This window comes from Actinomadura atramentaria DSM 43919, assembly GCF_000381885.1.
In the GTDB taxonomy this organism is placed as follows: Bacteria; Actinomycetota; Actinomycetes; order Streptosporangiales; family Streptosporangiaceae; genus Spirillospora; species Spirillospora atramentaria.
Map to the genome: position 1 here is coordinate 393,454 of NZ_KB907211.1, position 22,988 is coordinate 416,441.

A 22,988-nucleotide genomic window follows, 5' to 3' on the forward strand; every position below is an offset into this window, starting at 1 on the left:
GGGTCAGATTTCGATGACGCACGCCTTTTCGCGGGTGTACGCGAGTACGGAGTCGTGGCCGTAGCCGCTGTCCTTGACGCCCTCCAAGGGGAAGAGCACTTTGCGGAACGTGTTGACCCAGACCGTCCCGGTCTCCAGTTCGCGGAACATGCGCTGCGCGGTACCGAGGTCGCGCGTCCAGACGCCCGCCGCGAGGCCGTAGACGGAGTCGTTGGCGAGGGCCACGGCCTCTTCCTCGGTGTCGAAGGGCAGCACGACCGCGACCGGCCCGAAGATCTCCTCCTGGCAGATCCGCAGCGAGTTGTCGGCCGTCGCGAACAGCGTCGGCTCGACCCAGTAGCCGCCCGCCAGCGCCGGATCGTCGATCGCGGCGGCGCCGGACCGGCCGCCGAACACCAGCTCCGCGCCCTCCTTCACGCCCGTCTCCAGATAGGACGTGACGTGCTCGAACTGGTCGCGGGACACGATCGGCCCCATGCCCGTCCCGGGCGAGGACGGGTCGCCGAGCCGGATTCCGGCGGCGATCTCGGTCATGCGGCGCAGCATCTCGTCGTAGACGGGCCGCTGGACCAGCACGCGCGAACCGCCGTAGCAGATCTGCCCCGCGTTGGCCGTGAAGATCGCCTGCGTGGTGACGCCGGGCGCGGCCTTGTCCAGGTCCGCGTCGGCGAAGACGATGTTGGGGGACTTGCCGCCGAGTTCGAGCGCCAGCGGCTTGGGCGCGTCGGCGGACGCGCGCGTGATGGCCCGCGCGGTGCCGACCGAGCCCGTCAGGCTGATCTTGTCGACGTCCCGGCTGCGGACGAGCGGGTCGCCGACCTCCTCCCCGAGCCCCGACACGACGTTGAGGACGCCCGGCGGCAGCACCTCGCGCAGCAGCTCCCCGAGGCGCAGCGAGGACACCGCCGCCTGCTCGGCGGGCTTGATGATCACGGTGTTCCCGGCGGCGAGCGCGAACGCGGCCTTGGCGGAGAACGTCGAGATCGGGGAGTTCCACGGGATGATCCCGAGCGTCACGCCGTACGGCTCGCGCCGGGTGAGGCCGAGGCTGCCCGGCCCGAAGTCCACGCTGCGTCCCTCGGCGGCCGACGCGCACTCGGCCGCCGCGTTGTTCCACAGGTACGCCATGCCCGGCAGGTCCCGCCCGGCCGTCTCGTTGATCGTCCGGCCGTTGTCGCGGGTCTCCAGCTCGGCCAGCTCCCGCGCGTTCGCGGCGATGACCCCGGCGACCTTGCGCAGCGTGTGCGCGCGGGCGGCGGCGGGCAGCCGCGACCAGGCCGGGAACGCGGCGCGGGCCGCCGCGACGGCCGCCGCCGCGTCGGCCGCGCCGCCGCGCGGGACGCGCGCCCAGACCTCGCCGGTCGCGGGGTTCACCGAGTCGAGCGTGCGCCCGTCCGCCGCCGGACGCGGCTCGCCGCCGATCAGGTTGGAGTACTCGTGCGGCTCCGTCATCGCCGTCCCTTCCCGTCACCGAGTAACCAAGCGTACGCTTGTTCATCAAGGGAGGGGAAGTCCGCGCGGCGGCCGGGCCGGTGGGCGCCGCGCGGACCTCCCCTCCCGCCGCGCGGCGCGCCGGGGCGGTGCTCGGTGCCGGGCGCTCAGTCCGCCAGGTCGGGCGGCAGGTCGCCGTCGTGGACGAACGTCAGGCGGCGCGTCGCCCGCGTGATCGCGACGTAGAGGTCCTGGCCGCCGCGCGGGGACGCCGCGAGCAGCCCCGCCGGATCGACGACGACCACCGCGTCGAACTCCAGGCCCTTCGCCTCGCCCGCGGTGAGCACGACCACCGGGGCGTCCAGCGCCTCCGGCGCCGCGCCGACGCCCGCGTCCGGCAGCGCCGCGCACACCGCCGCGTGCCGCCGCCCCGAAACGATCACCGCCAGCCGCCCGGCATCCACCTCATCGGCCGCGTCCTGTGCGGCGGGTGCCGCGTCCCGCGCAGCGGGCGACGCCGCGTCGGCCGCAGCGACGGCCGCCGCGTCGGCGGCGGGCGGCGTGTTCGGCTCGGCGGTCGGGGTTTTGGTCGTGACCGCTGCCAGTTCGGTGGTGATGAGCGCGGGGAGGGCGGTGGGGAGGTCGGTCGGGGAGACGCGGACGCGGAAGGGGGGCGGGCCGTCGTCGCGGACCGGTTCGGGCGGGACCTGGTCCGGGGCGACGCGCGCCAGGACGCGCTCCGCCACCCGCATGATCGCCGCCGGGGTCCGGTAGTTGACCATCAGCCGCTGCTCGCGCCACCGCCCCGCCACGTACGGGTCCAGCATCTCGCCCCACGAGCGCGCGCCCGCCGCGCTGCCCGTCTGCGCGACGTCCCCCACGACCGTCAGGGACCGCGTCGGGACGCGCCGCATCACCGACCGCCACGCCATCGCCGACAGCTCCTGCGCCTCGTCCACGATGACGTGCCCGTACGCCCACTCGCGGTCGGCGGCGGCGCGCTCGGCGGTCGTGCGGCGCGGCCCGTCGTCGGCGTTGCGGTCGGCCAGCGACGCGGCGTCCACCACGTCGGACTCCTCGATGCCCGCCGACTCCAGCACCTCGCGGGCGTACCGCTCGTCCACGGCGCGGGCCTGCGCGGCGGCGCGCTCGCGCGCCCGCTCCCGGGAGTCGTCGCGGCCCAGCCACTCGGCGGCCTCGTCCAGCAGCGGGACGTCCGCGACCGTCCACGGCAGGCCCGGCGGCCGCTCCAGCAGCGCCAGCTCGTCCGCCGTGAACGCGTCGCCGCCCGCGCGGCGCAGCGCGTCGGCGTCGGCGAACAGGCCGTCGAGCAGCCGCGCGGGCGTCAGCTCCGGCCACAGCGCGTCGATCGCGGCGCGGACGGCGGGCTGCTCCCACAGCATCGCCTTGGACAGGCGGACGTCCTCCTCGTCGAGCAGCGGATCGTCTTCGGCCTCGTCCATCAGCTCCTGGAGCCAGGCCGGGACGGTCCCCGCGTCGATCATCTCCTGGATCGGCTCGTCCGCCAGCGCGTCGTACTGCGCGGCCCGGTCGCGGGCGAGGGCGTCCAGCAGGTCGTGGACGAACAGCCGCCGCGCCACGTTGTGCCCGGCCCGCAGCGCGCGCGCCCGGTCCCGCGCGCGGCGGCACGCGTCCTCGGGAACGCGCAGCGTCAGCCCGTCCGCCTCGACCGCGAGGCCGCCCGGCGGGACGCGCTGCAGGTCGCGGACGGCCGCCTCGACCAGCCCCGCCATCCGGACGTCGCCCTTCACCACGGCGGCGTCCGGCGGTTCCTCGGCCGTCGCGCGCACGCCAGGGAACAGCTCCCCGACCGTCGCGAGCGCGACGTCGCTCTCCCCGAGGCCGGGCAGCACCTGCTCGATGTAGCGCAGGAACGTCGCGTTCGGCCCGACGATGAGGACGCCGCGCCGCTCCAGCACGTCCCGGTAGGTGTAGAGCAGGTACGCGGCGCGGTGCAGCGCCGCGACGGTCTTTCCGGTGCCGGGCCCGCCCTGCACGACGAGGACGCCCTGGAGCCCGGACCGGATCACCCGGTCCTGCTCCTCCTGGATCGTCGCGACGACGTCGCCCATCCGCCCGGTGCGCCCGCGCCGCAGCGCGGCGAGCAGCGCCGCCTCCCCGACGATCTCCGCGCGGTCGCCGGGCCGCAGCCCCGCCAGGTCGAAGACCTCGTCGTCGACCCGGCGGACCGTCCGGCCGCGCAGGTGCAGGTGGCGGCGGCGGGCGAGGGTGCCCGGGTCGCTCGCGGTGGCGGTGTAGAACGGCCGGGCCGCCGCCGCGCGCCAGTCGATGAGCAGGGGTTCGCGGTCCTCGTCGCGGAGTCCGACGCGGCCGACGTAGAACGTGTCGCCGGGCTCGTCGCCGTCGCCCCGGTGGTCGATCCGGCCGAAGACCAGCGCGCGCTCGACGCCGTTCAGCCGGGCGAGCCGCCGCCCGGCCTCGGCCACGCCCACCTCCCGCTCGATCTGCGCCTGGAAGCCCGCGCCGCCGCCCCGGCCCGGACCCGCCGACAGGACGCGCTCGGCCGCGGCCCGTTCCGCGTCCAGCCGGGCGTACACGCGCGCGACACGCCGCTGCTCGGCCGCGAGCGCGGCGGCGCGCGCGTCCCCGGGGGAGCGGTCGGCAGAAATTTCGGACGGGGGCTTGACTTGACCCGTGGACATGTCTCAGCTACACTCCATCTCAAGATGGGTTTTCTCTGTCCAACTTGCTGACGCGAATTTCCAGCGTACCATGCGGGCCCCGCTTTCGATCATCGTCCGCCGCACGGCGGACACCTCGCGGGAACGTTCCGGCCACCCGCCGCGGTGAGGCTTTCGGGTGATCAACCCCGGAAACGTCCCGAAGGGTCTCCCACATGGCCGACGCCACTCCGGCGCTCCACCGCCGCTCCTTCCTGCTCACCACCGGTCTCGCCACCACGGGTCTCGCCGCCGGGGCCGCCGGCGCGGCCGTCCTGCCCGGCGCCGCCGCGCACGCCGCCACGCCCGGCCGCGCGCTGAAGCACGACCCGTTCACGCTCGGCGTCGCGTCCGGCGACCCCGCGCCCGACGGCTTCGTCCTGTGGACGCGCCTCGCGCTCGATCCCGCCGCCGACGACGGCCTCGGCGGCATGCCGGCGCGGACCCTGCCCGTCGAATGGCAGATCGCGGAGGACGCCCGGTTCCGCCGGATCGTCCGGCGCGGCGTCGCCGCCGCGTCGCCGAAGGCCGCGCACAGCGTCCACGTCGAGGTCCGCGGCCTGCGCCCCGGCCGCGAGTACTGGTACCGGTTCCGCACCGACCGGTACGTGTCGCCGGTCGGCCTGACCCGCACCGCGCCGCGCGCCGACACGTTCGGGCCCGAGCTGGCGATGGCGTTCGTGTCGTGCGCCCAGTACGAGCACGGCTACTTCTCGTCCTACCGGCGGCTCGCCGAGGACCACCCCGACCTGGTGCTCCACCTCGGCGACTACCAGTACGAGTACAAGAAGGACGTCTACACGATCCCGGGCGGCAACATCCGCGACCACGCGGGCCCCGAGACCGTCACGCTCGCCAACTACCGGCAGCGCCACGCCCAGTACAAGGCCGACCCCGACCTCCAGGCCGCGCACGCCGCCGCGCCGTGGCTCGTGGTGTTCGACGACCACGAGGTCGAGAACAACTGGGCGGGCTACGTGCCCGAGGACGGCTCCGACACCCCCGACCGCGCCGACTTCGCGCGCCGCCGGGCCGCCGCGTTCCAGGCGTACTACGAGAACATGCCGCTGCGCCGCACGTCGATCCCGCGCGGGCCGGACATGCAGCTCTTCCGCCGGGTCGCCTGGGGCCGCCTCGCCAACTTCCACATGCTCGACACCCGCCAGTTCCGCGACGACCAGGCGTGCGGCGACGGCTACCGCGACTGCGCGGCCGCGTCCGACACCGCGCGCAGCATCACCGGCGACCGGCAGGAGAAGTGGCTGATCGACGGGTTCCGCCGGTCGCACGCGCGCTGGGACGTCCTCGGCCAGCAGGTGTTCTTCGCGCAGCGCGACAACAACGCCGGGCCCGCCAAGATCACCAGCATGGACGCCTGGGACGGCTACGTCGCGTCCCGCTCCCGCATCACCAAGGGCTGGGTGGACGCGAAGGTCCGCAACGCCGTCGTGCTCACCGGCGACGTCCACGCGCACTGGGCGAGCGACCTCAAGCTCGACTACGACGACCCGACGGGGAAGACCGTCGGCTCCGAGCTGGTCTGCACGTCGATCTCCACGACGGGCGACGGCGCGGACTCCGACCCCGCCAAGCACCCGTACCTCAAGATCAACCCGCACCTGAAGTTCTACAACAACCAGCGCGGCTACGTCCTGACCAAGATCGGCAAGGACGAGATGCGCGCCGACTTCCGCACGCTCCCGACCGTCCGCACGCCCGGCGCGCCCGTCTCCACCAAGGCGACGTTCGTCATCCAGGACCGCGTGCCCGGTGTGCAGCAGACGTACCTGCGCCCGCTGCCGACGACGTTCGCGGCGGCGCGCCGGTCGGACGCGTCGATCATCGACGAGACGGTCCGCAACGAGACCGAGCCGTCCTGACGCGGGGCTGACGGCCATCAGTCGCCGAGGATCGCGTCGAGGTCGTAGGCGACCGGCACCTCCAGTTGCTCGTAGGTGCAGGACTCCGGCGCGCGGTCCGGCCGCCAGCGGCGGAACCGGGCCGTGTGCCGGAACCGGTCGCCCTCCATCGCGTCGTAGGCGACCTCGACGACGATCTCGGGCCGCAGCGCCACCCACTCCAGGTTCTTGCCGCCGGACCAGCGCGACACCGCGCCGGGCATCCGGTCGGCGGTGCTCTCGGACTGCCGCGCCCACTCCGCCCACGGGTGGCCGTCGAGGTCGTCCATCCGGTACGGGGCCAGCTCGTCCACCAGTTCGGCGCGGCGCTTCATCGTGAACGACGCGGCGACGCCGACGTGCTGGAGGCGGCCGTCGTCGTCGTAGAGGCCGAGCAGCAGCGATCCGACGATCGGGCCGGACTTGTGCCAGCGGAACCCGGCGACGACGCAGTCGGCCGTGCGCTCGTGCTTGATCTTGAACATCGTGCGCTTGCCCGGCTGGTACACGCCGTCGCGGCGCTTGGCGACCACGCCGTCGAGGCCCGCGCCCTCGAACGTCTCGAACCACTGGAGCGCCTGCGCGTACGAGTCGGACGCGGGCGTCACGTGGACGGGGGCGCGCGCGTCCGCCAGCGCGGCGACGAGCCGGTCGCGGCGCTCCCCGAACGGGACGTCCAGCAGCGACTCGCTGCCCAGGGCGAGCAGGTCGAACGCGACGAACGACGCGGGCGTCTCGGCCGCCAGCAGCTTCACCCGCGACGCCGCCGGGTGGATGCGCTGCTGGAGCCGGTCGAAGTCGAGCCGGGAGCCGTGCCGCAGGACGATCTCGCCGTCCACCGCGCAGCGCTCCGGCAACTCGCGGCGCGCGGCCTCCACCACCTCGGGGAAGTAGCGGGTCAGCGGCTTGCGGCCCCGGCTCGCCAGCTCCACGTCGTCGCCGTCGCGGAAGACGATGCAGCGGAAGCCGTCCCACTTGGGCTCGTACAGCACGTCGCCGCGCGGCATCGCGGCGACCGCCTTGGCCAGCATCGGTTCCAGCGGTGGGCTGATCGGCAGGTCCATGCCCCCATCCTGCGCCCCGCCACCGACAGAACAGGCCACCGGGGCTCGGCTAACCTTGCAGGTCATGCGCCGTCTCCTCCCCGAACCCGCCGCCGACGCCGACCCGCTCGACGCCTACGCGGACGCGCCGCCGCTGCGGATCGGGATGGTCGCCAGCGTGGACGGGTCCGTCACCGACGCCGAGGGCTGGACGGACGGGCTCGGCGGCGACGCCGACTTCCGCGTCTTCCGGGCGCTGCGGGCGCTCGCCGACGGGATTCTGGTCGGCGCGGGCACCGTCCGCACCGGGCGGCTCGGCCCGGCGAAACTGTCGCCCGCGCTGCGCGCCGCGCGGGGCGGGCCGCCCGCGCCGATCGTCGTCGTCAGCGGCACCCTCGACCTGGACTTCGCGCTGCCGCTGTTCACCGCCGCCGAGACGCCGACGCTCGTCGTGACGTGCGCGGCGGCGCTGCGCGGCCGGACGCCGCCGCCCGTCCCGCTCGTCGTCGCGGGCGGCGACCGGATCGACCTGCCCGCCGCGCTCGCCGCGCTGCGCGCCGACCACGGGCTGGACCGGCTGCTGTGCGAGGGCGGCCCGGCGCTCGCGACGTCCCTGATCCGGCTGGGCCTGGCCGACGAACTGTGCCTCAGCCTCGCCCCGACCCTCCTCGGCGCGGCCCACCGCACGCCGCTCGTCGGGGAACTGCCCGCGGAGATCCCGCTGCGGCCGTCCGCCGTTCTCGAAGACGACGGCGTCCTCTTCCTGCGGTACCGCCTGCGCTGACCCCGCGAGTTCTCCGGAACGCCGGTATGGGCCTGTACCCGCTTGTCACACTGAGGGCCACGCTGTGGACGAGGGGCCGGACGAGGGGGTGGACGTGGACGTCGTCGCGCTGGTCGCGTGGGTGGCGGGGGCCGCGGTGGGCGTCCACCTGCTGGCGCGGCTGTGCCGGGGCGGGGGCGCGCGGCTGCGGGCGACGAAGGTGACGCGGTTCCCGATGCTGCTGCTCGGCGGGCACCCGGCGACGTCCGTCGCGGGGCTCGCGCTGTGGATCGCGTTCCTGGCCACCGGTGACCGGCGCTGCGCGTGGGCGGCGTTCGCGGTGCTGCTCGTCGCGGCCGTCGAGGGGTTCCTGCTGTTCACCCGCTGGCTCGTCGGACGCGGCGGCCGCCACGCGCGCGGCGCGTCCGGCCCCCTCCCCGCCCGCGCCCTGCTCGCCCACGGCCTGTTCGCGGCGCTGACCCTCGTCCTCGTCCTGACCGTCGCCCTGCACGCCTGACGGTCAGTCGAGGGCCCAGACGGTTTCGCCGTCCTCGCGGGCGGTGGTGGGGTGGAGGCCGCAGCGGGCGGCGACGCGGGCGGACGCGGTGTTGGCGGGGTGGATGTTCGCGGTGATCCGCGCGGCGCCGTGCGCGCGGAGCCGGTCGATGACCGCCGCCGCGGCCTCGGTGGCGAAGCCGAAGCCTTGGTAGGGCATGCCGACCGTCCACGCGACGGCCGCGCCCGGGCCGTCCTCGCCCGGGGTCACGGTCGCCTGGACGTGGCCGATCGCGCGGCCGTCGCGCCGCCGCCGCATGATCCAGTTCAGCCAGACCTGCCGGTGGAACGGCGCGGGACCGGCGGCGAGCCGGGCGTAGCGGGCGCGCAGCTCGGCGGGCGGCAGCGGCGCGCCGCCGATGTGGACGTGCAGGCGCTCGTCGTCCAGGACGGCCGCCATCTCGTCGGCGTGGTGCTCGGCCAGCGGCTCCAGGTCCAGGCGCGCGGTCCGCAGCGGGGCGGCGAGGGCGTCGGTCACGCCGTCGAGCTTAGGGGCCCGGGGCGCGGAGGCGGCGGGTCCACGGGCCGGAGGGGTGGCGTTCGGGGTCGAGCCACAGCCACGGCTGGACGGCGCGGAAGTCCGGCGCGGCGGCGGCGTCCCACGGCGGGAGGCCCGCCTCGTCCGCCCAGACGACCTGGAGGAACGGCAGCGGCGGCCGCCGGTAGAAGGAGACCGCGCCGGGGAGCAGCGCCGCGTACCAGCGGACGTCGGCGGCGCGGAACTCGGCGGGCCGCCCGCGGACGGCGGCGGGGCGGCGCTCGCCGTCGTCCGGCCCGGTCCCGGCGGCGGTGCGGCGGCCGAGGGCGTTCAGGATCTCCTCGGTCTCGTAGACGTCCGCCCCGAACATCGCCAGCTCGGGCGCGCGGTGGCTGTGCCACAGGCCGATGGTGTAAGCCCAGCCGGGCAGGCCGCCCTCGGGCTGGACGAGCACGGTGCTCCACCCGTATTCGGTGATGTGGACGATCGTGCGGAGCAGGAAGTGGTCGAGTCGCCGCCGGTCGCCGTAGTCGCGGCAGAGCACGCAGTGACAGGGCGGGCGGGGGGACATGACGGTCAGCTTACGGTTCGGGCGGAAAGCCCGTCCCGCCGGGAGCCGGTACGCCCCGTGATAGGGCGAATTCCGCGTTCGTCCGGGAACGCCGGATAAGGGCGGATGGCCTGATCCGGCCACGCATCCGGCCGGCCGTCCGCCGCGCTGCGAAGATCGTTGACCGTGACCAGCGAGCAGCTTCCGCCCGGGGTGGACCCGGACGTCCCCTCAACGGCCCGGATGTACGACTACTACCTGGGCGGCAAGAACAACTACCGGGTCGACCGGGAGCGCGCGGAGCAGGTCATCGCGGCGTTCCCCGGGGCGCGCGAGGCCGCCCGCGCGAACCGGGCGTTCCTCGGCGCGGCCGTCCGCACGATGGCGCGGAACGGGGTGGACCAGTTCGTGGACCTCGGCGCGGGGCTGCCGACGCAGGGCCACGTCCACGAGGTCGCGCGGCCGCTGCAGTCGGGGACGCGCGTGGTGTACGTCGACATCGACCCGGTCGCGTGCGCGCACGCGCGGGCGCTGCTGCCCGACGACGCGACGGCCGTCGTCCACGCCGACATCCGCCGCCCGGCGGACGTCCTGGACGACCCGCAGGTCGCGCGGCTCATCGACTGGGACCGGCCGGTCGGGCTGCTGCTGATCTCGGTGCTGCACTTCATCGACGACGCCGACGACCCGGCGGGCATCATCGGCGCGTTCACCGGGCGCATGGCGTCGGGGAGCCATCTCGCGCTGACCGTCGCGTCCGGCACGGACGCGCCCGCCGACACCGAGCGGATGGCCGACGCCTACAAGGGGTCGGGGACGGGCGTCGGCGGCCTGCGCGACCAGGCGCGGATCGAGGCGTTCTTCGCCGGGTTCCCGCTGCTCGCGCCCGGCCTGGTGGAGGTGCGGGACTGGCCGGACGCGCCCGCGTCGCCGCGTCCGGCGGCGGGGCCGGTGCGGCTGCTGGCGGGCGTCGGCCGCCGCCCCTAGCCCGCGAACGGGCAGTCGCCGCAGGGGGCGCCGGTCGGCAGCCGGTAGTACAGGCAGCAGCTCCGGCGGACGAAGAACGGGCGGCCGGGCGCGGCGAGCGTGCCCGTCCCGGCGAGCGGGCCGTCGAGCAGCCGCGCGCCGAGCGCGAGCGCGGCGGGGCGCAGCGCGGGCCGGGCCGTGACGAGCATCTGGAGCGCCCCGGCCAGCGCGGACGCCGCGTTGCCGCGCAGCAGCCCCGGCGCGATCTTGACGGCGCGGCGGGTCGCGGCGGCCAGCGGGTCGAGGAACGCGGCGGCGGCTGCGGCGACGTCGCCGTCCGCGCGGGCCGTGGGCGACGGGACGCGCATGGGCGGCGTCGTCGCGGCGGCGGGCGCCCAGAAGACGCGGCCGGGGGACAGGTCCGGCACGACGCCGTCCGTCAGCAGCGCGCCGACGAGCGGCGACCACAGCCGCGCCGCGATCCCCAGGTGCCAGATCGACGCGGCGGGGCGCGACTGGTCCGTGCCGAGGCGGTCGGCGGTGCGGGCGACGCGGTCCGCCACGTCGGCGTCGTCGGCCAGGACGTCGGCCAGGGAACGCCAGCCCGGCCCCGGCTCCGCGACCTCGACGGTGAAGAACGCGCCGAACTCGGCCAGTCCGGTCAGCGTCCGCGCGACGTCCCCGGTCACGCCGCCTCCCCGGCGGCCAGCGGGCGGCCGACCGCGCGCACCCGCCACCGGCCGCCGCCGCGCGACAGCTCGGTGACGGTCAGCGGCGCGACGTCCAGCGCCCAGAACGCCGTCGGCGGCGCGGCCAGGACGCGCAGCACGGCGGCCCGCACCAGCGCGGGCGCGACGACGGCCGCGACGCGCGCCGGCGTGGCGGGCAGCGCGGCCAGCCAGTCCGCCGCGCGGGCGAGGACGCCGGTCAGCGGCTCCCCGCCGTGCGGCGCGGCGGCCGGGTCGGTCAGCCAGGCGAGCAGGTCCGCGGGCGGCACGTCGTCGGTCGCAAGGCCCCGCCACGCGCCGACGTCGAGGTCGGCCAGCCGCGCGTCGGGGGACGCGTCGAGGCCGAGCGCGGCGGCGGTCGCGCGGCAGCGCGCCTCGGGACCGCACGCCGCGACGTCGATCCGGCGCAGCGCGCCCACCGAGCCGGGGAGGTCGGGCGGCTCGTCGGCGGGGAACCGCGCCGCGCGGGTCGCGGCGGTCGCGGCGTGCGCGACCAGGAACAGCCGGAGCGTCATCGCGTCTCCTTCGGGCCGGGCAGCAGGTCCACGCGGAGCGTCCCGTCCGCGCGCCGGGCGACGTCCGCCCCGACACCGTAGACGTCCGCGATGAGGTCGGGCGTGAGGACGTCGCCGGGCGGCCCCGCCGCGACCGTCCGCCCGCCGCGCAGGACGTGGACGCGGTCGCAGAACGCCGCCGCGAGGTTCAGGTCGTGCAGCGCGACGAGCGCGGTCGCGCCGCGCCGCCGGACGAGCCGCAGCACGTCCAGCCGGTGCCGGGGGTCGAGGTGGTTGGTCGGCTCGTCCAGCACCAGCGCGCCGGTGCGCTGCGCGAGCGCCCGCGCGATGAGGACGCGCTGCCGCTCGCCGCCCGACAGCCGGTCGAACGGCGCGTCCGCGAGGCCGGCGACGCCGAGGTCGGCCAGCGCCTCGGCGACGATCGCCCGGTCCGCCGCGCCGTCGCCCGCGAACGCGCGCTTGTGCGGGGTGCGGCCCATCGCGACGACGTCGCGGGCGGTCAGCTCGAACTCGCCGGGGGAGTCCTGCGGGACGGCGGCCAGGCGGCGGGCGAGCGTCCGGCCGGGGAGCCGCCGCACGTCGTCGCCGTCCACCAGGACGCGGCCGCGCGTCGGCCGCAGCACCCGGTAGAACGTCCGCAGCAAGGTGGACTTGCCCGCGCCGTTCGGGCCGACGAGCCCGACGACCTGGCCGGGCGCGGCGTGCAGCGACACGTCGTCGAGCAGCGTCCGGCGGCCCGCGACGACGGTGACGCCCTCGGCGCGCAGCTCGCCGCTCACCGGGCCGCCTTCCGCCGCATCAGCCACAGGAAGAACGGCCCGCCGACGAGCGCCGTCAGGATGCCGACCGGGATCTCCTCCGGCGCGATGAGCGTCCGTGCGGCGAGGTCGGCGGCGATGAGGAACGCCGCGCCGAGCAGCGCGGCGGCGGGCAGCGCGCGGCGGTGGCCCGCGCCGGTCAGCAGCCGCACGACGTGCGGCATCATCAGCCCGACGAAGCCGATCGACCCGCTGACCGCGACGATCGCGCCGACCATCAGCGCGACGACGACGAACATCGCCAGCCGGAACCGGTGGACGTCCAGGCCGAGCGACGACGCGGCCTCCTCGCCCGCCAGCAGCAGGTCCAGCGAGCGCGAGACGCCGAGCAGCACGGCCGTCCCGGCGAGGACGACGGCGGCCGGGACCGGGACGAGCGTCCACGTCGTCCCGGCGAGGCCGCCCAGCATCCAGCGCAGCGCCGAGTCCGCGGCGTGCGGGTCGTCGGAGGTGACGACGAGGTAGCTCGCGACGGCCGACAGCACCTCGGCCGTCGCGACGCCGGACAGCACGAGCCGCACGGTCGTCGTCCGCCCGCCCGTCCTGGCCAGGAAGAACACCAGCAGCAGCGCCAGCAGCGCCCCGGCGAACGCCGCGACGGGCAGCGAGAACACGCCCGCGACCGCGACGTGCGCGACGACGACCAGCACCGCGCCGACCGTCGCGCCCGACGACACCCCGAGCAGCATCGGGTCGGCCAGCGGGTTGCGGACGAGCGCCTGCAGCGCCGTCCCGCACACGGCCAGGCCCGCGCCGACGACGCCGCACAGCACGACGCGCGGCAGCCGCACGTCCAGCACGATCGTCTCCCGGACGGGCTGCCAGTCCGCGCCCGTCAGCGGCGGGACGAGCCGGTGCAGCACGATCCGCCACGCCTCGCCCGCCGGGATCGGCACGGACCCCGCCATCACGCCCGCCGTCGCGGCGGCCAGCACCAGCGCGGCGAGCAGCGCCAGCACGACCGGGTAGGGGGCGCGGCGCCGCCGGACGGCGGGCCGCGCCGGAGCGTCGGCGGTCACGCGAAGCGGTCGGGGTGCAGGGCGCGGGCCAGGGACTCCACGGCGGCGGGGACGCGGACGCCGAGGACGGTGGACGACAGCGGCAGCACCGCGAACCGCCTGTTCCTGATCGCCGGGACGTCCTTCAGCGCCGGGTTGGACAGCAGGAACCGCTTCTTGTCCTCGACGCTCTGGTCGCCGTAGTCGTAGATCACGATCGCGTCGGGTGCGCGCTCGGCGAACTGCTCGAAGGACACGTCGCCGAACGTCTTGTCCAGATCGCCGAAGACGTTCGTCGCGCCCGCGAGGCGGATCATCTCGTTGCCGATGCCCGCGCCGCCCGCCGTGAACGCGGTCTTCTCGCCGCTGTCGTAGACGGCGACCTTCACCGGCGCGACGTTCCCGAGTTTCGCGCGGACGCCGTCGAGCGTTTCGTGCAGGCCGGAGATCTCCCGCTCGGCGCGGTTCGCGACGCCGAACGTCTTCCCGACCTCGCGGATCTCGGTGTCGAGCGTCGCGGTCGTGACGGGTTTCGCGCAGTTCTCCAGGTTCAGCCGGGTGTCGATCCCGGCGGACTTCAGCGCGGCACGGCCACGTCCTTCCTTGTCGGCGAACGCGCTGGCGAAGCCGCCGTAGACGAAGTCGGGCTCGGCCGCGAGCAGCGTCTCGTAGGACGGGTACTCCTCGGCGAGCACCTTGACGCCCTTGTACGCGGCCTCGTACTTCGGCTGCACCGCGTCGTCCAAATACGCGGTGCCCGCCATCGACGACTGGAGCCCGAGCGCCAGCATGATCTCGGTCGCGTGCTGGTTGAGCGTGACGGCGTGTTTCGGCGGTCGCTGATAGACGGTCTTCACGCCGCAGTTGTCGATCGTCACCGGGAAACCCCGCGCGGGCGCGGCGTCGGCCTTCTTCTCGGTGCCCGAGCCGCACGCGGACGCGAGCAGCAGCGCGGCCGCCAGCGGCGCGGCCGCGCGCAGGAAACGGGGGAATCTGGGGTTCATCGGAGCGTTCCTCTCGGCGCGAGAGGACCCGGGGGAAGATCGCGGCGGAACGCCGGAAACGCGCATGGCAGCCGTCCTCTCTGGGGAGATCCGCCCCAGGTCCGTCGAGGTGGCGACCGCGTGAGTCTCCTGGCTCTCGGTTCACCGCTCGGCCCGGCCTTCCCGCCCCGGGGGGACGGTGGCGTCGTTCGGGCTCCGCTCGCCGATCACAGTGGCGGGACCGCGCCGGATTTCCACCGGCTTCCTCGTCCGCCGTCGCCGTGTCCGCACATCATGGCACGCCCGGAAAGGCCGGGTATGACCGGGCCGGGCGTGACCTTACTACGTCAAGGCCCGCGCCCGGACGCGGTTCATCACAGAGAAAGAGCACAGGCGGGGGCGGTGGGCCGTCGGACCCCGCCGCCCCCGCCCGCGGGTCAGACGCCCGCGCGGTCGCGTTCCGCGACGAGCTGGAGCGCCACGTCGATGATCATGTCCTCTTGGCCGCCGACGTACCCGGCCTCGCCGACGCGCTGCAGGATCTCGTGCGCCGGGACGCCGTACCGTTCCGCCGCCCGCTCGGCGTGCAGCAGGAAGCTGGAGTACACGCCCGCGTACCCCTGCGTGATCGCGCCCCGGTCCGCGAACGGCAGCCGGTGCAGGAACGGCTTGACGACGTCGTCGGCGGCGGCGAGCGCGCCCTGCACGTCCACGCCGGTCGGGATGCCGAGCCGCTCGAACGTCGCGACCAGCACCTCGGTGGGGGAGTTGCCCGCGCCCGCGCCGAGCGCGCACAGCGCCCCGTCCACCTGGAGCGCGCCGTTCTGCGCGGCGAGCACGGAGTTGGCGACGCCGAGGGAGAGGTTCTGGTGGCCGTGGAACCCGACCTGCGCCTCGCCGCCGATCTCGTCGACGAGCGCGGTGATGCGGGCCTGGGCGTCCCCGAGGACGAGCGCGCCCGCCGAGTCCACGACGTAGACGCACTGCGCGCCGCCGTCCACCATGATCCGCGCCTGGCGGGCCAGCTCCTCGGGGCCGACGCGGTGCGACAGCATGAGGAACCCGACCGTCTCCATGCCGAGGTCGCGGGCGGCGGCGAAGTGCTGGAGGGAGACGTCCGCCTCGGTGCAGTGCGTCGCGATGCGGGCGACGGACGCGCCCGCGCCGTGCGCGGCCTTCAGGTCCTCGACGGTGCCGAGGCCCGGCAGCAGCAGGACGGCGATCTTGGCGCGCTCGGCCTCGTCCACAGCGGCGGCGACGAGTTTGACGTCGTCCTCCAGCGAGAACCCGTAGTTGAACGACGAGCCGCCGAGGCCGTCGCCGTGGCTGACCTCGATGACCTCGACGCCCGCCCGGTCCAGGGCGTGGACGACGCCGCGCACCTGGCCCTCGGTGAACCGGTGGGCCATCGCGTGGCTGCCGTCGCGCAGCGTGGAGTCGGTGATCCTGATCTTGCCGGCGGGGATGTTCACGCGGTCACCTTCCGGAGCGCGAGGCGCTCGCCCACGCGGGCGGCGGCGGCGGTCATGATGTCGAGGTTGCCCGCCCAGGGCGGGAGGAAGTCGCCGTTGCCGCGCACTTCGAGGAAGACCGCGACGCGGGCCATGCCGTTCCAGATGTCGCGCGGGCCGTCGAACTGCGGCTCGGCGCGCAGGGTGTAGCCGGGGACGTAGGCCGCCACCTCGGCGGCCATCCGGTGGACGGACGCGGTGATCGCGTCGGTGTCGGAGTCCGGCGGGATCGCGCAGAACACCGTGTCCCGCATGATCATCGGCGGCTTCACCGGGTTGAGGATGATGATCGCCTTGCCGCGCGCCGCGCCGCCGACCCGCTCGATGGCGCGCGCGGTGGTCTGGGTGAACTCGTCGATGTTGGCGCGGGTGCCGGGACCGGCGGACCGGGACGCGATGGACGCGACGATCTCCGCGTACGCGACCGGCACGACCGACGACACGGCGTGGACGATCGGGATCGTCGCCTGCCCGCCGCAGGTGATCATGTTGAGGTTCGCGGCGTCCGACAGCGTGTCGAGGTTCACCGGCGGGCACACGAACGGCCCGACCGCGGCCGGGGTGAGGTCGATCGCGGTGATCCCGGCCTCGGCGTAGCGGGGCGCGTTGGCGAGGTGGGCCTTGGCGGACGTCGCCTCGAACACCAGGTCGGGCCGGTCGTCCTGCGCGAGCAGCCAGTCCACGCCCCCGGCGGACGCCGGGACGCCGAGGTCGCGGGCGCGCGCGAGCCCGTCCGACGCGGGGTCCACGCCGACCATCGAGTGGACCTCGACGTGCTCGCTGCGCAGCAGCTTGACCAGCAGGTCGGTGCCGATGTTGCCGGGGCCGACGATCGCGGCCGTGAGCTTGGTCATGAGTGATCTCCGGGGTGGGCGGTGACGGTTTCCGCTGGTAGGAGCGTGCCTCCCGGTGTCCGGCGGGGACAACGGAACCGTCCCGCCACGTGGGACGCGTCCGTAAAATGGGGTCATGTCGGCGTCCGAGGGGTCCTATCTGCAGCGCGTCCTGGCCGTGCTGGACGCGTTCCGCCCCGACGACGACGGCCTCGGGGCCGCCGAACTCGCCCGGCGCAGCGGCCTGCCGCGCTCCACCGCGCACCGCATCGCCCTCGACCTCGCCGAGGAGGGGCTGCTGGAGCGGCGGGACGGGCGGCTGCGGCTCGGCCTGAAGCTGTTCGAGATCGGGCAGCGGGTGCCGCGCCAGCGGGTGCTGCGCGACGCGGCGCTGCCCGTCATGTCGGACCTGCGGGAGGCGACGCGGCAGACCGTCCACCTGGCCGTGCTGGAGGGCGCGGAGGTCGTGTACGTGGAGATCCTGGGCTCGGCGGGCGGGCCGCCGCTGCCGTCGCGGGTCGGCGGGCGGCTGCCCGCGCACGTCACCGGGGTCGGGAAGGCGATCCTGGCGTTCGCGCCGCCCGAGCAGGTGCGGGCCGTGCTGGACGCGGGGCTGGTGCGCGCGGCGGACCGCAGCGTCGTCGCGCCCGGCCTGCTCGCGCGGGAGCTGGCGGCGATCCGGGAGGCGGGCGTCGCCTACGACCGGGAGGAATCGGGCAACGGCATCGTGTGCGCGGCGAGTCCGGTGCGGGGCGCGGGCGGCGAGGTGCTGGGCGCGCTGTCGGTGTCGGGGTGGTCGGGGCGGCTGCGGCCGACGGTGGTGGCCCCGGCCGTCCACACGGCGGCCCTCGCGTTGTCGCGGACGCTCAGCGAGCGCTAGCGGAGGTGCCGCGCGAGCAACTGCGCCAGGTGCTCGCCCTCGCGGGACGCCAGGTCGCTGATCTGCGTCCGGCAACTGAACCCGTCCGCGAGGACGGCGTCGTCGGGCGCGGCGGCCAGCGCGGGCAGCAGCCGGTGCCCGGCGACGGCCGCCGACACCTCCGCGTGCCCGGCCTCGACGCCGAAGTTGCCCGCCAGCCCGCAGCAGCCGCCGACGCGCTCGACGTCGGCCCCGGCGGCGCGCAGCAGCGCGGCGTCGGCGTCCCAGCCGAGGACGGCGTGGTGGTGGCAGTGCGGCTGCGCGACGGCGCGGACGCCGGTCAGGTCCGGCGGCGTCCAGCCCTCGGTCGCGGTGAGCAACTCGGCGAGGGTGCGGACGGCGGCGGCGACCTCGTGCGCCGCGTCGGCCTCGCGGCCGGTGAGCAGTTCGGCCGCGTCCGAGCGCAGCACGGCGGTGCAGGACGGTTCCAGCCCGACGACCAGCGCGCCGCGCCGCACGTGCGGGAGCAGTTCGGCGACCGTCCGGCGGACCTGCGCGCGCGCCCCGTCGAGCTGCCCGGTGGAGATCCAGGTGATGCCGCAGCACACGGCGCGGCCGGTGAGGGTGACGCGGTATCCGGCGTCCTCCAGGACGGCGACGGCGGCGCGGCCCACGTCGGGCGAGAACGCGTCGGTGAAGGTGTCGGCGAACAGCACGACCTCGCCGCGCTCCCCGGCGGGCGGCGGTCGGCGCGCGGCGAACCAGCGGCGGAACGTCGTCGGCGCGAAGGCGGGCAGCCCGCGCCGGGCGTCGATCCCGGCGGCGCGGGCCAGGACGGGCCGCAGCGCGCGGGCGCGCAGCGCGGCGTTGGCGGCGCGGGCGAGCAGCGGGGACCGGCCGACGAGCCGCGTCCAGCGGGGCACCAGCCCGAGCGCGTAGTGGGCGCGCGGCCGGGGCCGCCCCTTGTACTTCTGGTGCAGCGCCTCGGCCTTGTAGCTCGCCATGTCCACGCCGGTCGGGCAGTCGGCGGCGCAGCCCTTGCAGGACAGGCACAGGTCGAGCGCGTCGTGGACGGCAGGGGAGCGCCAGTCCAGGCGGCCCGCGACGACGTCCTGGAGCACGCGCGCGCGGCCCCGCGTGGAGTCCTTCTCCTCGCGGGTCGCCAGGTAGGACGGGCACATGACGCCGCCCGTCCCGGTGTTGTCCGCGCGGCACTTGCCGACGCCGGTGCAGCGGTGGACGGCCCGCGACAGGTCGCCCCGGTCGTCGCGGTAGGCCAGCGCGAGGCCGCGCGTGAGGGTTCCGGCGGCGGGGGCGCGCAGGTCGGCGTCCAGTGGCGCGGGCGCGACGATGACGCCGGGATTGAGCAGGTCACCGGGGTCGAACACGTGCTTGACGGCGGCGTGCAGGGCCAGCGCCTCGGGCGAGTACATGTGCGGCAGCAGCTCGCCGCGCGCCCGGCCGTCGCCGTGCTCGCCGGACATGGTGCCGCCGTGCCGGGCGGCGAGCGCTGCCGCGTCCTGGAGGAAATTCCGGAACACGCCGGTGCCGCCGGGCGCGGCGAGGGGGAAGTCGATGCGGACGTGGACGCAGCCGTCCCCGAAGTGCCCGTACGGGACGCCGGTCAGGCCGTGCGCGGCCAGCAGTTCCTCGAACTCGCGCAGGTACGGGCCGAGCCGGTCGGGCGGGACGGCCGCGTCCTCCCAGCCCGCGTGCGCGGGCTCGCCGCCGTCGGTGCGGGCGACCAGGCCCGCGCCGTCCTCGCGGATGCGCCACAGCGCGTCCGCCAGCGCCGGATCGGGGACGACGAGGGAGTCCACGCACGCCGAGTCCGCGATGGCGCGGGCGGCGCGGGACCGCAGCTCGGCGGGGTCGTCCCCGGCGAGTTCGAGCAGCAGCCAGCCCGAGCCGCGCGGCAGCGGCGGCACCGCGCCCGGCCCGCGCCGGGCGGCGACGACGCCGGTGATCCGCGCGTCCAGGCCCTCGCAGGCGACGGGCCGGTGGGGGAGCAGCGCGGGGACGGCGTCGGCGGCCTCGGCCATCGACCCGTAGCCGAGGACGGTCAGCAGCCGGTGCGCGGGCTCGCGGACGAGCCGGAGCCGCGCCGCGAGCGTCACGGCCAGGGTGCCCTCGCTGCCGACGAGCGTCCGCGCGACGTCGAAGCCGTTCTCCGGCAGCAGGTGCTCCAGCGAGTAGCCCGACACCTGCCGCCCGAACCGTCCGAACTCGGTGCGGATCACGGCCAGGTGCGCGGCGGTGAGGTCGCGGAGCCGGTCCAGAACCGGGCTCGGCGCGGCACCGGGCACGTCGCCGAGCCGCAGCCGCTCCCCGCCGCCGGTGACGGCGTCGAGGCCGAGGACGTTGTCGCTGGTCCGCCCGTAGCCGAGCGCCCGCGACCCGCACGCGTTGTTGCCGATCATCCCGCCGAGCGTGGCGCGGGTGCGGGTGGACGGATCGGGGCCGAACCGCAGCCCGTGCGGCGCGAGCGCGGTGTGCAGGGCGGCCTGCACCAGGCCGGGTTCGACGAGCGCGGTCCCGGCGTCGGGGTCGATCTCCAGCACGCGGTTCAGGTGGCGCGACACGTCCGCGACGACGCCGGGCCCGACCGCGTTGCCCGCCAGCGACGTGCCCGCGCCGCGCAGCGTCAGCGGCACCCCGTACTCGCGGCAGACCGCGAGCGCGGCGGGCAGTTCGGCGGCGTCGCGGGGCGTGACGACGATGCGCGGCTCGACGCGGTAGAGGGAGGCGTCCGAGGCGTACATGGACCGTGCCAACGCGGTCTCGTCCACGCCCGCCAGCCCGGCGCGGCGCAGCGCGCCCGCCAGCTCGGAGCCGGTCACGGCGCCCTCCCCGGCGGGGTGGTGGGGGACGGCGGCACCGGCGGTGTACTCGTCGATGGCGGCGATCATACGGCGCGCCCGGCCGCGCGCCGGCCGGGGGGTCGGGCCGCGCCGCCCGGCGGACGGCGCGGCCCGGTTCACGTCAGTTGAAGCAGTCCTGGACCTTGAGGTCCAGCGCCATCATCGTGACGCGGTCGCGCCGCACCTCGAACTGGTAGTACGCCCGGTTGTTCCGGGGCGCGGTGATCGTCCAGAACTTGTGGACGTCCTGCCGGATGCCCGGGTAGGCGCGCCGCAGCTCGTGGAGCGTGGAGCCGACGTGGACGCCCTGCGGGGTGCGGGTGCCGCGCGGCGGCTGGATCATCGCGACGCCGTACTTCTTGGAGATGTAGACCGCCAGGTCGTCGTGGCCGGTGGGGTGCCCCTTGATGTCGAAGCCGTCGCACCAGCGGCCCCGGGACTTGCGAACCAGCAGCCCGGTGCGCAGCGCGTCGCGCTCGGAGGCGCCGATCTTCAGGGGGCCGTAGCCGTGCGAGGTGAGCCGGTCGGGCTTGGCGGCGGTGAGCGTCGCGCCGGTCCCGGCGGACGCCGGGACGGCGGCGAGGGGGAGGGCGAGGGCGCCGGTCAGCGCGCAGGCCAGCGCCTTCTTGGTGATGTGCATGGGTTGTTCTCGTTCCCGTGTGTCGTGAGCTGCCGGCGTCCGCGCCGACGGCTCACCATTCCTTCCCATCCGTGTCCGCACGAACGCGGACCGTGACGCCACCGCGCCACGCCGCGAGGTGAAGGAGGTGTGGCGGGACGGTCAGGGCTCGACGGACTGGTGGTGGCGGAAGACGTTCAGCGGGTCCCAGCGGCGCTTGACGCGGCGCAGCCGCTCGTAGGCGTCCTTGTAGTACAGCGTCGCCCAGGACTGCGCGGAGGCGTTCCACTCCGGGTCGGACAGGTCGGCGTCGGGATAGGAGACGTAGCAGCCGTCCGTCCGGTCGCCGACGACCGGGACGCCGCCGGTCGCCGCGAACGTCGCCCGGTAGGTCTCGCGCAGCCACGCGATGTGCGCGGGCTCGTCGGGGTCGTGGCGCGTCCAGTACACCTGGTACTGCATCTTCATGATCGAGTCGCGCTGCCGGACGGCGGTGTCGAACGGGGGCCGGTTGATCGCCGAGCCGTAGGAGTCGATCTGGATCAGCGCCTCCTTGTTCTCGTACGAGGTGAACTCCTCGTTGCCGAGGTAGGCCCACATCGCGTCGATCTGGTCGCGGTCGAACGGGCGGCGCAGGTACGCGGACTTGTACTTGCCGCACCGGTTCTCGCCGCTGGCGTTGAGCGCCTGCGTCGCCGTCAGCCACGGCATCACGCGCGGCAGCGCGGCCGACGCGGCGGGCGCGAGGGCGGCGTGCTCGCCCATCGGCGCGAACATCGGGCCGGACTCGGGGCGGATGCGGCCGTCCACGGCCGCCAGGAACTCGGCCATCGCCTCCTCGCCCGCGCCGTCGTCGTCCAGCTCGACCTGCGCGAGCAGCCCGATCTGGCCGTTGCTGACGTGGGTGAGCTTGAGCATCGCGAACAGGCCGCCCGCCGCCGTCGCCGGGTCCTGGCGGTCGCGGAAGTACTCGCCGAACGCGGTGACCAGGTCGGCGAAGTCCTCGCGGGCGAAGTCGTCCCACTCCCAGGCCAGGCCCGTCAGCAGGACGCGTTCGGGCGGTTCGGGCAGGTCCCGGAACCAGAACCGGGTGATCACCCCGAAGTTCCCGCCGCCGCCCCCGGTGTGCGCCCAGAACAGGTCGCCGAGGTCGCCGTCGTCGTCGCGGGTGGCGACGACCAGCTCGGCCTCGCCGTCCTCGCGCACGACCGCGACCTCGACGGCGTACAGGTAGTCGACGGTGAGGCCGTCGCGGCGCGACAGCAGCCCGAACCCGCCGCCGGTGATGTGCCCGCCGAGGCCCACCGAGTAGCAGGACCCGCCGGGCAGCGCGACGCCGTACAGCGGGTACAGGTGGCTGTAGACGTGCCAGTTCGTCGCGCCCGCCTCGACGCGGTGCGCGGCCAGTTCCGCGTCGTAGGAGATTGCGCACATCGGCGAGACGTCCAGGATGACCCGGACGTCGTCCCCGCACACGAAGTCCTCGTAGCAGTGCCCGCCCGACCGGACGGTGATCCGGGTCCGGCGCGGGTCGGCGGGCTCCTCCCGCACCGCCCGGCCGAGCGCCGCGCGCGCCTCCTCCGGCGACCGGACGAGCCGCACGTACTCGGGCTCGGCGATCCAGCGCTGGTTGAAGCCGCGGCTCAGCGCGGGGTAGCGCTTGTCGCCCGGCCGCACGACCGCGGCGGCGGGGTTAAGGGGGTCGCTTGCGTTCACGGCTGCACCTTCGCTGCGGGGGACGGGGCCGCGGGGTTCATGCCCGGCCATGACGATGCGTAATCGGTCGTCCGGCGGCCGGGCACACGCGGTAGCCGTCCGCAAGGGACCTTGGTCCTTCGAACGCATGTCCGACATGGCGCTACTCTTCCGGGTGGAAC

General features: G+C 75.5%; 20 protein-coding genes and 1 riboswitch. Of the genes, 5 read left to right on the forward strand and 15 right to left on the reverse strand.

Annotated elements, in window-relative coordinates:
• Positions 1 to 3: 3 nt before the first annotated feature.
• Together G339_RS0112330 and G339_RS0112335 are read right to left on the reverse strand one after the other, a co-directional pair.
• Positions 4 to 1,452, reverse strand: coding sequence for an aldehyde dehydrogenase family protein (locus G339_RS0112330; RefSeq protein WP_019631389.1), 1,449 nt, complete (start codon positions 1,450 to 1,452; stop codon positions 4 to 6).
• A gap of 146 nt (positions 1,453 to 1,598) precedes the next feature.
• Positions 1,599 to 4,115 carry a HelD family protein gene (locus G339_RS0112335; protein WP_019631390.1) on the reverse strand — a complete coding sequence of 839 codons (2,517 nt, stop codon included), beginning with the start codon at positions 4,113 to 4,115 and terminating at the stop codon, positions 1,599 to 1,601.
• Positions 4,116 to 4,309: 194 nt separating this feature from the next.
• Here G339_RS0112335 and G339_RS0112340 point away from each other — a divergent pair, with 194 nt between their 5' ends.
• A complete protein-coding gene (locus G339_RS0112340; RefSeq protein ID WP_019631391.1) occupies positions 4,310 to 6,013 on the forward strand; it encodes an alkaline phosphatase D family protein in 1,704 nt (567 codons plus the stop codon).
• A gap of 17 nt (positions 6,014 to 6,030) precedes the next feature.
• Here the strand turns inward: G339_RS0112340 and G339_RS0112345 are convergent, their stop codons facing one another.
• Positions 6,031 to 7,095, reverse strand: a complete 1,065-nt coding sequence (locus G339_RS0112345) for an ATP-dependent DNA ligase (RefSeq protein ID WP_019631392.1) — start codon at positions 7,093 to 7,095, stop codon at positions 6,031 to 6,033.
• A gap of 64 nt (positions 7,096 to 7,159) precedes the next feature.
• Here G339_RS0112345 and G339_RS0112350 point away from each other — a divergent pair, with 64 nt between their 5' ends.
• The gene (locus tag G339_RS0112350) at positions 7,160 to 7,858 is read left to right on the forward strand and encodes a dihydrofolate reductase family protein (protein ID WP_019631393.1); all 699 of its coding nucleotides are present in this window, start codon (positions 7,160 to 7,162) and stop codon (positions 7,856 to 7,858) included.
• A gap of 64 nt (positions 7,859 to 7,922) precedes the next feature.
• The gene (locus G339_RS0112355) at positions 7,923 to 8,354 is read left to right on the forward strand and encodes a hypothetical protein (protein WP_019631394.1); all 432 of its coding nucleotides are present in this window, start codon (positions 7,923 to 7,925) and stop codon (positions 8,352 to 8,354) included.
• A 3-nt stretch (positions 8,355 to 8,357) separates the two neighbouring features.
• Here the strand turns inward: G339_RS0112355 and G339_RS0112360 are convergent, their stop codons facing one another.
• Entirely contained in the window at positions 8,358 to 8,870 is a 513-nt protein-coding gene (locus tag G339_RS0112360) for a GNAT family N-acetyltransferase (RefSeq protein WP_019631395.1), read from the reverse strand.
• A 10-nt stretch (positions 8,871 to 8,880) separates the two neighbouring features.
• Positions 8,881 to 9,441: a DUF4262 domain-containing protein gene (locus tag G339_RS0112365; RefSeq protein WP_033322861.1), complete on the reverse strand. Its 561-nt coding sequence runs from the start codon at positions 9,439 to 9,441 to the stop codon at positions 8,881 to 8,883.
• A gap of 165 nt (positions 9,442 to 9,606) precedes the next feature.
• Here G339_RS0112365 and G339_RS33430 point away from each other — a divergent pair, with 165 nt between their 5' ends.
• On the forward strand, positions 9,607 to 10,407 hold the full coding sequence (locus G339_RS33430; protein ID WP_033322863.1) for an SAM-dependent methyltransferase: 801 nt from the start codon (positions 9,607 to 9,609) through the stop codon (positions 10,405 to 10,407).
• Here G339_RS33430 and G339_RS33435 read toward each other — a convergent pair.
• The 7 genes from G339_RS33435 to G339_RS0112405 all read right to left on the reverse strand — a co-directional run bounded on the left by G339_RS33435 (position 10,404) and on the right by G339_RS0112405 (position 16,793).
• On the reverse strand, positions 10,404 to 11,075 hold the full coding sequence (locus G339_RS33435) for a (2Fe-2S)-binding protein (protein ID WP_019631398.1): 672 nt from the start codon (positions 11,073 to 11,075) through the stop codon (positions 10,404 to 10,406). The two genes, G339_RS33430 and G339_RS33435, sit on opposite strands and share 4 nt — an antisense overlap.
• Positions 11,072 to 11,629 carry a histidine phosphatase family protein gene (locus tag G339_RS0112380; RefSeq protein ID WP_019631399.1) on the reverse strand — a complete coding sequence of 186 codons (558 nt, stop codon included), beginning with the start codon at positions 11,627 to 11,629 and terminating at the stop codon, positions 11,072 to 11,074. Before G339_RS0112380 ends, G339_RS33435 begins: the two co-directional genes overlap by 4 nt.
• Entirely contained in the window at positions 11,626 to 12,408 is a 783-nt protein-coding gene (locus tag G339_RS0112385) for an ABC transporter ATP-binding protein (RefSeq protein WP_019631400.1), read from the reverse strand. The genes G339_RS0112380 and G339_RS0112385 overlap by 4 nt, the downstream gene beginning before the upstream one ends.
• Complete coding sequence (locus tag G339_RS0112390; RefSeq protein WP_019631401.1) at positions 12,405 to 13,466, reverse strand: FecCD family ABC transporter permease; 1,062 nt, start codon at positions 13,464 to 13,466, stop codon at positions 12,405 to 12,407. The genes G339_RS0112385 and G339_RS0112390 overlap by 4 nt, the downstream gene beginning before the upstream one ends.
• Entirely contained in the window at positions 13,463 to 14,449 is a 987-nt protein-coding gene (locus G339_RS0112395) for an ABC transporter substrate-binding protein (protein WP_019631402.1), read from the reverse strand. Before G339_RS0112395 ends, G339_RS0112390 begins: the two co-directional genes overlap by 4 nt.
• Before the next feature lie 123 nt (positions 14,450 to 14,572).
• A riboswitch (cobalamin riboswitch) is annotated at positions 14,573 to 14,695 on the reverse strand.
• A 170-nt stretch (positions 14,696 to 14,865) separates the two neighbouring features.
• Entirely contained in the window at positions 14,866 to 15,900 is a 1,035-nt protein-coding gene (gene dmpG, locus G339_RS0112400) for a 4-hydroxy-2-oxovalerate aldolase (protein WP_019631403.1), read from the reverse strand.
• On the reverse strand, positions 15,897 to 16,793 hold the full coding sequence (locus tag G339_RS0112405; RefSeq protein ID WP_019631404.1) for an acetaldehyde dehydrogenase (acetylating): 897 nt from the start codon (positions 16,791 to 16,793) through the stop codon (positions 15,897 to 15,899). Before G339_RS0112405 ends, dmpG begins: the two co-directional genes overlap by 4 nt.
• 115 nt (positions 16,794 to 16,908) lie before the next feature.
• Between G339_RS0112405 and G339_RS0112410 the strand changes: the two genes are divergently transcribed.
• A complete protein-coding gene (locus G339_RS0112410; protein WP_019631405.1) occupies positions 16,909 to 17,652 on the forward strand; it encodes an IclR family transcriptional regulator in 744 nt (247 codons plus the stop codon).
• Here the strand turns inward: G339_RS0112410 and G339_RS0112415 are convergent.
• From G339_RS0112415 to G339_RS0112425, 3 genes are all read right to left on the reverse strand, one after another.
• Positions 17,649 to 20,540: an FAD-binding and (Fe-S)-binding domain-containing protein gene (locus G339_RS0112415; protein WP_084693232.1), complete on the reverse strand. Its 2,892-nt coding sequence runs from the start codon at positions 20,538 to 20,540 to the stop codon at positions 17,649 to 17,651. The two genes, G339_RS0112410 and G339_RS0112415, sit on opposite strands and share 4 nt — an antisense overlap.
• A 73-nt stretch (positions 20,541 to 20,613) precedes the next feature.
• Entirely contained in the window at positions 20,614 to 21,132 is a 519-nt protein-coding gene (locus tag G339_RS33440; RefSeq protein WP_019631407.1) for a hypothetical protein, read from the reverse strand.
• 141 nt (positions 21,133 to 21,273) lie between these two features.
• Positions 21,274 to 22,827, reverse strand: coding sequence for an FAD-binding oxidoreductase (locus G339_RS0112425; protein WP_019631408.1), 1,554 nt, complete (start codon positions 22,825 to 22,827; stop codon positions 21,274 to 21,276).
• Positions 22,828 to 22,988 lie beyond the last annotated feature (161 nt).

Bases quoted from the DNA above. Each gene is read 5' to 3' on its own strand.
- G339_RS0112330 (WP_019631389.1), bottom strand. From the start codon at position 1,452: ATGACGGAGCCGCACGAGTACTCCAACCTGATCGGCGGCGAGCCGCGT.
- G339_RS0112335 (WP_019631390.1), bottom strand. From the start codon at position 4,115: ATGTCCACGGGTCAAGTCAAGCCCCCGTCCGAAATTTCTGCCGACCGC.
- G339_RS0112340 (WP_019631391.1), top strand. From the start codon at position 4,310: ATGGCCGACGCCACTCCGGCGCTCCACCGCCGCTCCTTCCTGCTCACC.
- G339_RS0112345 (WP_019631392.1), bottom strand. From the start codon at position 7,095: ATGGACCTGCCGATCAGCCCACCGCTGGAACCGATGCTGGCCAAGGCG.
- G339_RS0112350 (WP_019631393.1), top strand. From the start codon at position 7,160: ATGCGCCGTCTCCTCCCCGAACCCGCCGCCGACGCCGACCCGCTCGAC.
- G339_RS0112365 (WP_033322861.1), bottom strand. From the start codon at position 9,441: ATGTCCCCCCGCCCGCCCTGTCACTGCGTGCTCTGCCGCGACTACGGC.
- G339_RS0112380 (WP_019631399.1), bottom strand. From the start codon at position 11,629: ATGACGCTCCGGCTGTTCCTGGTCGCGCACGCCGCGACCGCCGCGACC.
- G339_RS0112395 (WP_019631402.1), bottom strand. From the start codon at position 14,449: ATGAACCCCAGATTCCCCCGTTTCCTGCGCGCGGCCGCGCCGCTGGCG.
- G339_RS0112405 (WP_019631404.1), bottom strand. From the start codon at position 16,793: ATGACCAAGCTCACGGCCGCGATCGTCGGCCCCGGCAACATCGGCACC.
- G339_RS0112410 (WP_019631405.1), top strand. From the start codon at position 16,909: ATGTCGGCGTCCGAGGGGTCCTATCTGCAGCGCGTCCTGGCCGTGCTG.
- G339_RS0112415 (WP_084693232.1), bottom strand. From the start codon at position 20,540: ATGATCGCCGCCATCGACGAGTACACCGCCGGTGCCGCCGTCCCCCAC.
- G339_RS33440 (WP_019631407.1), bottom strand. From the start codon at position 21,132: ATGCACATCACCAAGAAGGCGCTGGCCTGCGCGCTGACCGGCGCCCTC.